Origin of the sequence: Arthrobacter sp. zg-Y820, assembly GCF_030142155.1 — a bacterium.
GTDB lineage: Bacteria > Actinomycetota > Actinomycetes > Actinomycetales > Micrococcaceae > Arthrobacter_B.
The window spans coordinates 502,569-515,687 of sequence record NZ_CP126247.1 but is presented as its reverse complement, the minus strand read 5'-3'; the positions used below and the strand labels follow the sequence as shown (position 1 = coordinate 515,687).

General features: G+C 65.8%; 9 protein-coding genes and 1 tRNA gene. 3 read left to right on the top strand and 7 right to left on the bottom strand.

What is annotated here, in order from left to right:
- Positions 1-3: 3 nt before the first annotated feature.
- The 5 genes from QNO08_RS02380 to QNO08_RS02360 form a co-directional block, all read right to left on the bottom strand.
- Positions 4-1,413 carry a sugar porter family MFS transporter gene (locus tag QNO08_RS02380; RefSeq protein WP_229968128.1) on the bottom strand — a complete coding sequence of 470 codons (1,410 nt, stop codon included), beginning with the start codon at positions 1,411-1,413 and terminating at the stop codon, positions 4-6.
- 85 nt (positions 1,414-1,498) lie between these two features.
- The gene (gene sucD / locus QNO08_RS02375) at positions 1,499-2,401 is read right to left on the bottom strand and encodes a succinate--CoA ligase subunit alpha (RefSeq protein ID WP_229968126.1); all 903 of its coding nucleotides are present in this window, start codon (positions 2,399-2,401) and stop codon (positions 1,499-1,501) included.
- Positions 2,402-2,439: 38 nt separating this feature from the next.
- A complete protein-coding gene (gene sucC / locus QNO08_RS02370; RefSeq protein WP_229968124.1) occupies positions 2,440-3,609 on the bottom strand; it encodes an ADP-forming succinate--CoA ligase subunit beta in 1,170 nt (389 codons plus the stop codon).
- A gap of 210 nt (positions 3,610-3,819) precedes the next feature.
- Positions 3,820-6,378, bottom strand: a complete 2,559-nt coding sequence (gene pcrA / locus QNO08_RS02365; RefSeq protein ID WP_229968122.1) for a DNA helicase PcrA — start codon at positions 6,376-6,378, stop codon at positions 3,820-3,822.
- Positions 6,379-6,434: 56 nt separating this feature from the next.
- On the bottom strand, positions 6,435-7,235 hold the full coding sequence (locus tag QNO08_RS02360) for an inositol monophosphatase family protein (protein WP_229968120.1): 801 nt from the start codon (positions 7,233-7,235) through the stop codon (positions 6,435-6,437).
- A 142-nt stretch (positions 7,236-7,377) separates the two neighbouring features.
- Between QNO08_RS02360 and QNO08_RS02355 the strand changes: the two genes are divergently transcribed.
- On the top strand, positions 7,378-8,010 hold the full coding sequence (locus tag QNO08_RS02355; protein WP_229968118.1) for a hypothetical protein: 633 nt from the start codon (positions 7,378-7,380) through the stop codon (positions 8,008-8,010).
- Positions 8,011-8,100: 90 nt separating this feature from the next.
- Here QNO08_RS02355 and QNO08_RS02350 read toward each other — a convergent pair whose 3' ends face one another.
- A complete protein-coding gene (locus QNO08_RS02350; protein ID WP_229968116.1) occupies positions 8,101-10,242 on the bottom strand; it encodes an MMPL family transporter in 2,142 nt (713 codons plus the stop codon).
- Positions 10,243-10,325: 83 nt separating this feature from the next.
- On the opposite strand from QNO08_RS02350, the gene QNO08_RS02345 reads away from it, so the two are divergent.
- Positions 10,326-10,889 carry a MarR family winged helix-turn-helix transcriptional regulator gene (locus tag QNO08_RS02345; RefSeq protein WP_229968114.1) on the top strand — a complete coding sequence of 188 codons (564 nt, stop codon included), beginning with the start codon at positions 10,326-10,328 and terminating at the stop codon, positions 10,887-10,889.
- Between the two features lie 29 nt (positions 10,890-10,918).
- Positions 10,919-10,995: transfer RNA gene (locus QNO08_RS02340), tRNA-Arg, on the top strand.
- Between the two features lie 18 nt (positions 10,996-11,013).
- On the opposite strand, the gene QNO08_RS02335 is transcribed toward QNO08_RS02340, so the two are convergent.
- On the bottom strand, positions 11,014-12,960 hold the full coding sequence (locus tag QNO08_RS02335; RefSeq protein WP_229968112.1) for an ABC transporter ATP-binding protein: 1,947 nt from the start codon (positions 12,958-12,960) through the stop codon (positions 11,014-11,016).
- Positions 12,961-13,119 lie beyond the last annotated feature (159 nt).

Sequence of the window (13,119 nt, the reverse complement as noted above, 5' to 3'; positions counted from 1 at the left end):
TGCCTACTTGGTTCCGGCGGCCTTCAGCTCCGCTTCCACCTGCTCCAGGCTCTTGCCCTGTGTCTCCGGCATGAACCGCTTCACGAAGAGAATGGCGCAAATCCCCAGCGCCACGAAAATGAAGAACGTGCTGGAAATTCCCAGCCCGGCCATCAGCATCGGGAATGAGAAGCCGACGGCGAAGTTGGCCATCCACTGCACGAAGACCGAGAGCCCCATGCCGAGCCCGCGGACCCGCAGCGGGAAGACCTCGGCGATCATCAGCCAGGTGACCGGGGAGATGGAGCCCTGTTGGAAGGCCAGGAACAGGACGGTCAAGGACAGCACCACAAACCCTCTGGCTGTGCCTTCGGCCATGGTCAGGGAGGCGACGCCGATCAGCAGCAGCGTCGTTGACGTACCGATCAGTCCGGTGATGAGCATGGGCCGGCGGCCCACCTTGCCCAGCAGCCAAATCCCCAGGATCGCCGCGGCTACCGACACCACGCCGTTGGCGATGTTCGCGGTCAGCGCGGCCTCGGTGCCGAAACCGGCGTCGGCCAGGATCTGCGTGCCGTAGTACACGATCGCGTTGACGCCGGTGATTTGCTGAACCACCGACATGCCCATGCCGATCAGCAGCACCCGGAACAGCCATGGTTCGGCGAAGTCCTTCAGCGACCCGTGGCGGGTGGTTTCATGGCTGGCCAGGGCACGGACGTCGTCGTACTCCGTTTGCGCGTCCTCCGAGCTGCGGATTTTCTGCAGCACCGCCATCATCTGCGGGTACCTGCCCTGCGCGGCGAGCCAGCGCGGGCTCTCCGGCACAAACTTCATGCCGATCCACAGCGCGATGGCCGGGAGCGTGGCGACCGCCAGCATCCAGCGCCAGATATGGTTCTCGTCGCCCCACACATTGCCGATCACGGCATTGGTGGTGAAGGCCGCCAGCTGGCCGGTGACGATCATCAGCTGGTCCCGGGTCACCATTTGTCCGCGCCGGGCGGCGGGCGCAATTTCGGACAGGAACATGGGCACGACGGCGGACGCGCCGCCCACGGCCAGGCCCAGCACCACGCGAGCGACGACCATCAGCCCGATGGAGGGAGCAACGGCGGTCCCGAGGGCTCCGGCCAGGAAAACCACGGCCAGCGCCATCAGCAGCCGGCGGCGGCCGAAGCGGTCGGCGAGGTGGCCGGCAACCAGCGCGCCGAAGGCCGCCCCGAAGAGCAGGCTGGAGGTGATCAGGCCTTCGGTGAACGGTGTCAGCCCGAGGTCCGCCTGCATGAAGGGCAGCGCCCCGTTGATGACCCCGGTGTCATAGCCGAACAGGAACCCGCCCAGCGTGGCAATCCAGGAGGCGCGGCCCAGCGCGCCGCGGTGGCGGTTCCCGACCGGTTTCGCGACCGTCCCGGGGGAAAGAGTTGGAGACATCAGTTTCTTTCTGCTTATATCCAAGCGCACAAAAACCCCCGTCGTCCGGAGGAATTCCGGCCGACGGGGGCGTTGCGTGCGTGTACTAGAGGGCTGCGTAGACTTCGCGCAGCAGGGTGGCGGTCTCGGACGGCGTCTTGCCGACCTTGACGCCCGCAGCTTCAAGGGCTTCCTTCTTGGCCTGCGCGGTTCCTGCGGAACCGGAGACGATGGCGCCGGCGTGGCCCATGGTCTTGCCTTCGGGAGCGGTGAAGCCGGCCACGTAGCCCACAACGGGCTTGGTGACGTTGGCCTTGATGAACTCGGCCGCACGCTCTTCGGCGTCGCCGCCGATTTCGCCGATCATGACGATGGCCTTGGTCTCGGGATCAGCTTCGAACGCAGCCAGGGCGTCGATGTGCGTGGTGCCGATGACAGGGTCCCCGCCGATGCCGATTGCGGTGGAGAAGCCCAGATCCCGCAGTTCGTACATCATCTGGTAGGTCAGGGTGCCGGACTTGGAGACCAAGCCGATCGGGCCCTTGGAAGTGATGTTGTTCGGGGTGATGCCGACGAGGGCTTCGCCCGGGGTGATGATGCCGGGGCAGTTCGGGCCGATGATGCGGGTGACCTGGTTGCCGTTCTCGTCCACCTTGGACTGGGCGTGGGCCCAGAACTCGGCGGAATCCTGCACGGGAACGCCCTCGGTGATGACGACGACGAGGCCGATGCCGGCGTCGATCGCTTCCATGACGGCGTCCTTGGTGAAGGCCGGCGGCACGAAGACGATGGAGACATCGGCGTTCGTCTTGTCCATGGCCTCGGTGACGGTGCCGAAGACGGGCAGTTCGACGTCGCCGTGCACGACCGTGGTTCCGGCCTTGCGGGCATTAACGCCGCCGACAACCTGGGTTCCGGCCTTGAGCATCAGGGCGGTGTGCTTGGTTCCTTCGCCGCCGGTGATGCCCTGAACGATGACCTTGGAGTCCTTGTTCAAAAAGATAGACATAAGGGGATTCTCTTTCTAAAAGGTTCGACAGGCTGGGGTCAGCGAGCGGCGTAAGCGAGCTCGGCAGCCTTGTCGGCGCCTTCGTCCATGGTGGTGGCCAGCGTGACCAGCGGATGGTTGGCCTCGGCAAGGATGCGGCGGCCTTCTTCGACGTTGTTGCCGTCCAGGCGGACGACCAGCGGCTTGTTGGCTTCGTCGCCGAGGATTTCCAGGGCCTTGACGATGCCGTTCGCGACGGCGTCACACGCGGTGATGCCGCCGAAGACGTTCACGAACACCGACTTGACCTGCTCATCGTTGAGGATGACGTCCAGGCCGGCGGCCATGACGGATGCCGAAGCTCCGCCGCCGATGTCCAGGAAGTTGGCCGGCTTCACGTTGCCGTGCTTCTCGCCGGCGTAGGCGACGACGTCGAGCGTGGACATGACCAGGCCGGCTCCGTTGCCGATGATGCCTACCTGGCCATCAAGCTTGACGTAGTTGAGGTCGTTGGCCTTGGCCTTGGCCTCCAGCGGGTCAGCAGCGTCCTTGTCTTCCAGCTCGGCGTGGCCGGGCTGGCGGAAGTCTGCGTTTTCGTCCAGGGAAACCTTGCCGTCGAGGGCGACGATGTCGCCGGCGCCGGTCCGAACCAGCGGGTTGACCTCCACCAGGGTGGCGTCTTCCTTGACGAAGACGTCCCAGAGCTTGAGGATCGCGTTGACGACGCCTTCACGCAGTTCAGGGGCGAAGCCTGCGGCGTCAACAATCTCTTCGGCCTTGGCGGAATCGATGCCGACGGCGGGATCAACGGCAACGCGGGCCAGGGCATCGGGGCGCTCAACGGCGAGGACCTCGATCTCCATGCCGCCTTCCACCGAGCACATGGCCAGGTAGTTGCGGTTGGCACGGTCCAGAAGGACCGAGAAGTAGAACTCCTCGGCGATGTCTGCGCCCTGGGCAATCATCACGGTGTGAACGGTATGGCCCTTGATGTCCATGCCGAGGATGTCGGAGGCGTACGAGAACGCCTCGTCAGGGGTCTTCGCAACCTTGACGCCGCCGGCCTTGCCTCGGCCACCGACCTTGACCTGTGCTTTGACGACGACTACGCCGCCAATCTTCTCGGCTGCAGCTTTTGCTTCTTCGGGAGTGTGCGCCACGATTCCGGCAAGCACGGGTACACCGTGCGCCTCAAACATATCGCGCGCCTGATATTCAAACAGGTCCACGGGCTAGTGTCCTTCTACGTCGAAGTAGGTTTACGTTCGATCAGATGATCGCCGAAGCAGATGCGTCATGCCGGTCTGCCCCACTGGAACTTTAGTCGCTCGGCATCGAACGCCGTCCCCAGACTACCTCTTTAGTGATTAAGCGCACAGTTCTATGGTTTGTAGAAATCGAGGCGGGTGGGTTATTGCGGACGGCAGCCGGTTCGGGGGTCAGGACTCCTTGGTCAGGGGCGCGTAACGCAGCAGCAGGCGCTTCTCACCGACGTCGAACTTCACCTTGGCGACGGTCTTGTCGCCGCTGCCCTCCACCGCGAGCACCGTCCCGGAGCCGAAGGTCGTGTGGTTGACCTTGTCGCCCACTCCCACGGAGATGACCTCCTTCTGCGGCTGCACCCGGCCAATGGCCTTGGACACGGGGGCGGCGGCGATGCTGCCTCCGGTGCCGTTGCCCGACGACGACCCCGCGCCCCAGGAGGAGCCGTCGTAGCGGCTGGACGTGGAGCCGGTGTTACCGCCCCACGTGGGCCGGTCCATGCCCTCGCGCTTCCACTCAATCAGGTCCCCCGGGATCTCCCCGACAAACTGGCTGGCCGGGTTGTACTGGCTCTGCCCCCACATGCTGCGCACTTCCGAGCGCGTGATGTACAGGCGCTTGCGCGCCCGGGTGAGCCCCACGTAGGCGAGCCGGCGCTCCTCGGCCAGTTCCGCCGGATCGGTGGCGGATCGCTGGTGCGGGAACAGCCCCTGTTCCATGCCGGTCAGGAAGACCACGGGGAATTCCAGGCCCTTGGCGGTGTGCAGGGTCATCAGGGTGACCACGCCCTGGCGGCGGGATTCCTCGACGGCGGCGGCAACTTCCTCGGCCGAGCCCTCCGGGGCGTCCGGTATGGAGTCGGCGTCGGCCACGAGGGAGACCTGTTCGAGGAACTCCCCCAGGGACCCCTCCGGATTGTCCTTTTCGTATTCGCGGACCACCGCCACAAGTTCTGCGAGGTTCTCCACCCGGGATTCGTCCTGCGGGTCCGCCGAGGAGCGCAGCTGGGCCAGGTACCCGGTCTGTTCGAGCACCGCTTCCAGTGCGGCGGCCGCACCGGAACCGTTGGCGACTTCGGCGAGATCGTCAATGAGCTTGACGAACCCGTTGACGGCATTCAGCGAGCGGGTGGCCAGCCCGGGGGCCTCGGCCGCCCTGCGCAGGGCAGCCATGAACGAGATGCGCTCCCGTTCGGCCAGGGCAGCGACCGAGTATTCCGCCCGGTCGCCGATCCCGCGCTTGGGTTCGTTCAGGATCCGGCGCAGGTTCACGACGTCGTCGGAGTTCACCAGCACCCGCAGGTACGCCAGCGCGTCCTTGATTTCCTTGCGCTCGTAGAACCGGGTGCCGCCCACCACCTTGTAGGGAAGCCCCACCCGGACCAGGACGTCTTCGAGGGAACGGGACTGGGCGTTGGTGCGGTAGAACACCGCCACATCGCCGGGACGCAGGTTTTCCTCGTCCTGCAGCCGGTCGATTTCCTCGGCGATGAACCGGGCTTCCTCGTGCTCGTTTTCACCGACGTAGCCGATGATCTTCTCGCCGCTGCCCTCCGCCGTCCACAGCCGCTTCTCGGGCCGGTTGGGGTTGCGGGAGATCACCGCGTTGGCCGCGTTCAGGATGTTCTGCGTGGAGCGGTAGTTCTGCTCCAGCAGGATGGTCCGGGCCGACGGATAGTCCTTCTCGAAGTCCACGATGTTGCGCACGTCGGCGCCGCGGAAGGCGTAGATGGACTGGTCCGAGTCACCGACCACCGTGAGTTCGGCCGGAGGGATGTCGAGCGTGCTGCTTTCCCCCGGCACCCCCACCAGCTCGCGGACCAGGGCGTACTGGGCGTGGTTGGTGTCCTGGTACTCGTCCACCAGGATGTGGCGGAACCGGCGGCGGTAGTACTCGGCCACTCCCGGGAAGGCGCGGAACATGTACACGGTCTGCGCGATCAGGTCGTCAAAGTCCATGGCGTTGGCCGAACGCATGCGCTCGGTGTAGCCCCTGTACACGTCAGCGACGGCCTGCTCGAACGGATCGGCCAGGTTGGCGGTGGCAGCGTAGGTCTCGTCGTCGATCAGCTCGTTCTTCAGCGCCGAAATCTTGTGCATGATCATTTTGGGCGTGAACCGCTTGGGATCCAGGTCCAGGCCCTTGGCCACCAGGGTGATCAGGCGCAGCGAGTCCGCGGAGTCGTAAATGGAGAAGTTGGAATTCATCCCCACCGATTTGGCCTCGCGGCGCAGGATGCGCACGCAGGAGGAGTGGAAGGTGGAGATCCACATGGTCTTCGCGACCCCGCCCACCAGCGCCTCAATCCGCTCACGCATTTCCGCGGCGGCCTTGTTGGTGAACGTGATGGCCAGGATCTGGCCGGGGTTGGAGCGTCCGGTAGCCATCAGATAGGCGATCCGGTGGCTGAGGACGCGGGTCTTGCCGGACCCGGCCCCGGCAACGATCAGCAGCGGTGAACCGCCGTGTTTGACCGCTTCCTCCTGCTGCGGGTTCAGGCCCTCCAGCAGTTCCGCTGCCCGGTGTTCATTGACGCGGGAAGCCCTCGGGTGCTCCGCCCCGTCGCGGGCGGGGTCGGCCGAGGAACCGGTCCGGGCAGAGCCAGTCGTGGCGGACTCCGTCTGGCCGGGTTCGGCTTGGGCGGTGTCCGTTTGGGCAGTGCCCGTTTTGGCAGTGCCCGTTTTGGCAGTGCCCGTTTTGGCGGCTGAAAAGTACGGATCAAAAAGATAGTCCATGGTGTTCTTAAGTCTAGGTGCTGCCGCTGACCATTCCGGCGGATCCACACCGCCGGCTAAACCGAAGCCAGCGCGCCGCCGATCTCGCGCACTGCCGAGGCGGTTCCCGCGATATGCCAGCGGAAGCCGTTGATGACCGCGACGGCGGTGCTGCCGCCGGCGGCCCGCACGATTGCCTTGCCCGGCAGCCAGTCCCATTCCGGGCAGCTGTGCTGGAACCAGGCCCCGAGCCGCCCGGAGGCGACACCGCCAAGGTCACAGGAACCCGACCCCAGCATGCGAATGGTCGCGGTCCGGGACGCGGCAGCAGTCCACGGACCGGCCACCTCCGGACGCATCAACCAGGTCGGATGCAGGTAGGTCCCGGCGCTGAGGCGATCCAGCGGCGCATCCTCGAGCCGGGGAAGCAGCGCCCCGTTGAGGGTTGCCGGATGGCCTTCACCGCCCAGCCACAGCCGGTCTTCCTGCGGTTGGTAAATGGCGCCCAGCAGCACCTCAGGATCTCCGTCCACAGCTTCCGGATCGTCTGCTTTCAGGGCAAGAGCGGAGCACCAGTACGTGGAGCCGGCAAAAAAGTTGTAAGTGCCGTCCACCGGATCAATCACCCAGGACCGGCCGGACGTGCCCGTGACGCTGGCGCCTTCCTCCCCCACGATCCCGTCGTTCGGACGCAGCTGGCGAAGCCTGTCCACCACCAGCTTTTCCGCGGCGTGGTCGGCGGCCGTCACGACATCGGACACAGTGGTCTTGGCAGTGGCCGTCAGGCCCTGCGAGCGCATGCGCAGGGCCAGCGCACCGGCGTCGCGCACCAGGTTCGCGGCCAGGGAAAAGTCGTCTTTTGCGGCGTGAACACTCATGCAGCCACCCTAGCGGGCGTCAGCGGCCTCCCGGCAAGCGCAGCGGCGGCGAGCCCCGGAGACCGCCGGATCGCGGCCCTGAACCATGCAGCGGCGATACTGCATCGCGGCCTTAAACCATGCAGCGGCCATACTGTTAAGCATGGGAAAAACTCCGGCACAGCGGGCAGCGAAACACGGCGAGAAAGCCGTCCAGCCCCCGCACCTAGCGAAACTGACCACTGCCCGCGCTCCGCAGCAGGCCAAGAGCAACGCCAACCTGCTCCTGGTGGCGGCGGTGGCGACCACGCTCTTCATGTTCTTCTACCTGCACATCATGGTGCTGGACCAGATGACCCAGCTGAGCAACGGCATGGCCATGCCAGATTCGCTGGTGGGCGGCTACAGCTCGGAGTATCTGGCGGACCTGCGCTCGGTGATGGACGCCGATGCCCTCGGCCAGCTCAGCTACGTGCACAAGACCGCCGGCACCATCTTCCCGCTGATGTTCGGGTTCACCTGGCTGCTGATCATCGGGCTGAACGCCCGCGGCCGGGTCAAGCGCTGGGTGTTGTGGGCCGCGCCCATCCTCTTTGTCATCGTGGACCTGTGGGAGAACGTCGCCATTGATGCCGCTCTGGGCTCGGAAACCCTCTCGAACGGAGACGCGGCCCTGGCCAGCGCCCTGACCATAGCCCGCTGGGTGCTTTTCGGCCTGAGCCTGCTGGCGGCCGTGGTTGCCGTGTTCAGCAAACGCACCGGGCCCAGCCAGAGCACCCCGAAAGATACGCCGTAGGGTTCCTCCCCCGATGCAGCCAGACCCAGTGAGGGCCCGAGCCCGGCGTAAAGCCGGGATCGGGCCCTCACTGCTGAGGATCCGGGCGTCTTAGCGCGTGGGCGCCCGGTGCGCGCCGGCGGGTGCCGCGTCCAGCACCGGACCCGAACCGTCGCCCGAGGTCCGGGCCTCGTGCCGGCCGCCGGTGCCGCCAGGCGCGGCAGGCTTGGACGGCCACCAGAACTTCTCGCCCAGGATGAAGGCCAGCGCCGGAACGATGACCGTCCGCACCACCAGGGTGTCCAGCAGGACACCGATCGCCACGGTAATGCCGACCTGGGTCAGGGTAACCAGCGGCAGCACGCCGAGGACGGCGAACACCGCGGCCAGCAGGATGCCGGCACTGGTGATGACCCCGCCGGTGGAGCGCAGGGCGCTGAGCATGCCCTGCTTGGTGCCCATGGTCATGGCGTTCTCCCGGGCCCGCGTGGTCAGGAAGATGTTGTAGTCCACACCCAGGGCCACCAGGAAGATGAAGCTGTACAGCAGCGTGAGCGTATCCAGGGCCGGGAAGCCAAGCACGTTCACGAACAGGAACCAGCTGATGCCGGTGCTTGCGACGAAGGTCAGCAGCACGGAGGCGACCAGCAGCACCGGCGCCACGAGGCTGCGCAACAGCACCAGCAGGACCAGGAAGACCAGGATGATCACCGAGGTGACCACCAGGGTGAAGTCGTGGGTGTTCGCTGCAACCTGGTCCACGCGCTCGGCGGCTTCACCGCCGACCAGTGCTCCGTAGTCCGGATTGGCGGCCAGATCCGCGCGCAGGTCCTCGATGAAGGCATTCGCCTCGGCGGTGCCGGGTTCGTAGCTGTCGATGACGTCGATGCGGGTCATCCCGTTGTGCTCGGACGCTACGTCCGCTCCGGACACGCTCTCCAGCTCCGCGAGTTCGGCCACTGCGGCATCGGCGCTGTCCGAGTTGACCAGCACGATCACCGGCGAGGAGGACCCGGCTGGGAAGCCTTCGGCGAGTGTTTCAGCAGCGGTGACAGCCTGCGGCTTCTCCGTGAACTGTTCGTTTTCGCTCAGGCCGATCTGGACGTTGAGCAACAATCCGCCTGCGGCCAGCAGGACGACGACGGCCGCGCCGGCAATGCGCTTGGGTGCACGTGCCGTGGCCTCGCCAAGCTTGCCCCAGAACTTGCCTTCACGGGCGGCGTCGCCGACCTTGGGCACGAACGGCCAGAACAGTTTCCGGCCGAGCAGGACCAGCGCGGCGGGCAGGATGAAGAGGGCGCTGAGGATGGCCAGGACAATGCCGGTCGCGGCCGAAAAGCCCAGGCCGCGGTAGCTCATGGTGTCAGTAAAGAGCAGCACGAGCAGGGCGAGGATCACGGTGCCGCCCGAGGCGATGATGGCTTCCCGGGTCCGGGAGAGCGCCCGACCCATGGCCGAATACTTGGATTCATGGATGCGCAGCTCTTCGCGGTAGCGCGCGATCAGCAGGAGCGCATAGTTGGTGGCGGCACCAAACACCAGCACGCTGGTGATGCCCACCGCCGAGGGGTCCACATCGATGCCAACCACCGGTGCCAGCAGGTCAACCACCTTCAGGGCTGCCTGCTCAATGGTCCCCACTACCGCCAGCGGCACCAGCCAGAGCCACGGCGAACGGTAGGTAATGAGCAGCAGCAGGGCCACCACGCCGGCCGTGACGGTCAGCAGGATGAAGTTGGCGCCGGAGAACACGCCGGCCAGATCCGCCGTGAAGGCGGCCCCGCCGGTCAGCTCGGCGGTGAGACCCTCCGGAGCGGCATCGGAAATGCCCTGGCGCAGGCTCTCCACTTCAGCCGACACGGCGTCACCGTCGTCGGCGGCAGCCTGGAGGGTCACCGGAACGAGGGCCACCAGCTTGTTTTCGGAAACGATCGGCGGCACCTGGGGCGGCGGACCCACAGCGCCGAGCTCAGTGGCAGCCGCGTTGATGCCGGCGATCGCGGCCTGGTCGGCGTCGGTCATTGCCGCGCCGTCGGCCCGCGAGACGACGATCAGCGCCGTGGATTCCTGGGCATCCGGAAATTCTTCCAGGAGTTCGTTGACCTGCGTGGTTTGGTACTTGTCGCTGAGGCCGCCGACAGTGGACGCCTCGTTTTCCTGCGCCGGCAAAGCAAAGAGGCCAATGATGACCGCAAGGCTCAGCAGCAGCGTAATCCAGGCCGCTTTGGCGGATTTCACTATCCCTGCGTACATGCTCGCTCCTGGTGCACTAAAGTATCTCCGAAGTAAAGTATCTCACTTTTAGAGACATTTCAATATCGAGCTACTATAGGACCGTGGAGAAGAATCTCAAGCGGGATATCGTCAACGCGATCCGCGGCATGGCCGTGGACGGACAGCGGGTGGCGGATACTTTTGCGCACCGTCACGGGCTCAACGCCACTGACATGCGCGCGCTCACCCTGATCATGGAAGCCGAAACCCGGCACGAGGCCCTCACGGCCGGCCGGCTCAGCACCCTGCTCGGCACCTCCACCGGTGCGACGACGGCGGTGATCGACCGGCTCGAGCGGATCGGACACATCCACCGCAACCGGGACCATGCAGACCGGCGCAAGGTGACCCTGCATTTCGAGCCGCTGGCAATGCAGCTGGCCGGGGCCTACTTCGGCCCTCTCGGCAAGCTCACCGACGACGTCATGAGCGGCTACTCCGCCGAAGAGCTTCGAACCGTCCACCGGTTCATGGAAGACATGCGGGGGGCCTACGCAGCACATCAGCTGGCGCTGCAGACCACGGAGCCGGCAGCCTCTGATGCGTCCTCAGCGGCTGCGGCGGCGCCGGCAGGCAACACGCGCGGTAACGCGTCAGCCCGCCAAGCGCAGAAACAGGTAAGCTGATAACCGCCTGCCGGCCAGACCGGCGGCACGCCCTCGTAGCTCAGTAGGATAGAGCGGCCCTCTCCTAAAGGGCAGGTCGTCGGTTCGATTCCGGCCGGGGGCACCAACTTTGCAAAGCAGCGGCCTAGCGCAGCGGCGCCCGATGCCCGGCGCCTGCCCCTGCCTCTGCCTCTGCCGCACTCTCCGTCAGCGGGGCAGGCTCCGCGGTTTTCCCCACGGCAAACTGGGTATCGTGCAGTTCGGCATATCGGCCGCCCATGGCGATGAGGTCGGCGTGGGTTCCCTGCTCAGCGATGCGTCCGCCCTCAATCACCAGGATTTTGTCGGCATTGCGAATCGTCGAGAGCCGGTGGGCGATGACGACGGCGGTGCGGCCCTCCAGCGCCTCGCCCAATGCCGCCTGAACGGCAGCTTCAGAGGTGGAGTCCAAGGCAGCAGTGGCCTCATCCAGGATCACGATCCGCGGCTGGGCAAGCAGCAGCCGGGCAATCGTCATCCGCTGGCGTTCGCCTCCCGACAGACGGTAGCCGCGCTCCCCCACCATGGTGTCCAGCCCGTCCGGCAGCGAACGGACCAGGTTCTCCAGCCGGGCGCGGCGCAACGCGTCCCAAACCTGATCTTCGGAGGCTTCGGGGTTGGCCAGCAACAGGTTGGAGCGGATGCTCTCGTGGAACAGGTGCCCGTCCTGGGTCACCATGCCCAGCGCCTGGCGCATCCCGGCGAAACTGACGTCCCGCACATCGGTGCCGGAGAAGCGCACCGCTCCGGAGTCGACGTCGTACAAGCGCGCCAGCAGCTGGGCAATGGTGGATTTGCCGGCGCCGGAGGTGCCGACCAGAGCGACGGTCTGGCCGGGTTCCACCCGGAACGAAATCCCATGCAGCACCTCCTCGCCGCCGCGGGAATCAAGCACCGCCACGTCCTCCAGCGATGCCAGCGAGACCTTGTCCGCCGTCGGATAGGCGAACCGGACGTCGTCGAACTCCACGCCCAGCGGGCCGTCGGGGACCGGGAGGGGCTGGTCCTTCTCGCGGATCAGCGGTTTCAGATCCAGGATTTCGAAGACCCGCTCAAAGCTCACGACGGCGCTCATGATCTCCACCCGGGCGTTGGCAAGCGAAGTCAGCGGCGCATAAAGCCGGGTGAGGAGCAGGGCAAGGGTGACGACGTCGCCGGTGTTCAGGCTCCCGGACAGGGCCAGATAACCGCCCAGGCCGTAGACCAGGGCCAGTGCGAGGGCCGAAACCAGGGTCAGTGCGGTGACGAACACCGCCTGCATCATGGCCATCTTCACCCCGATGTCGCGGACTCGGGCGGCGCGGACGGCAAACTCGCCGGACTCCTGCTCGGGCCGGCCGAACAGCTTGACCAGGGTGGCTCCGGGCGCCGAGAACCGTTCGGTCATCTGCGTTCCCATGGAGGCATTGTGATTCGCTGCTTCACGCCGAAGCGAAGCCAGCTTGCCGCCCATGCGGCGGGCCGGAATAAGGAACACCGGCAGCAGCAGCATGGCCAGGACGGTCACCTGCCAGGAGGTGTTGAGCATGACGATCAGCGTCAGGATCAGGGCGACGAGGTTGCTCACCACGCCGGAGAGGGTGCCGCTGAAGGCCTGCTGCGCACCAATGACGTCATTGTTGAGCCGGCTGACCAGGGCGCCTGTGCGCGTGCGCGTAAAGAAGGCGATGGGCATTTTTTGGACATGGTCAAAAACCGCTGTCCGCAGGTCCAGGATGACTTGCTCACCAATCCGGGAAGAGAACCACCGGGTGGCCATTGACACCCCGGCATCCGCCACCGCAACCCCGGCGATCAGCAGTGCCAGCTGGATCACCCGGCCCGCTGCCGAACCCGCGACGATGGAATTGACCACCTCACCGGCCAGGACCGGAGTGGCCACCGCCAGAAAAGCTCCGAGCGTGGACAGCAGGACGAAGCCGATCAGCTGCTTTTTGTAGGGAGAGGCGAAAGCAATAATCCGCCGAAGCGTCTCCTTGGAAATCTTATTGTCGCTGCCCCTGGCGGTGGAGATCTTATGAAGAGAGCTCCACGCCGCGCCTTCCATGCTCATTTTGCCGCCTCCGTTGTTTGCACTCTCCAGTTTATGCCTCGGCACTGACACTCCGGTCCGGCAGCATTCCGCCTCGGCTCCGCACCTGCACCGCGGCCGAGGGAGATGGCCGGCAGCACCGGCTGGCCGCATGTTCTGGCCGCAGGTTAAGGAATCGCG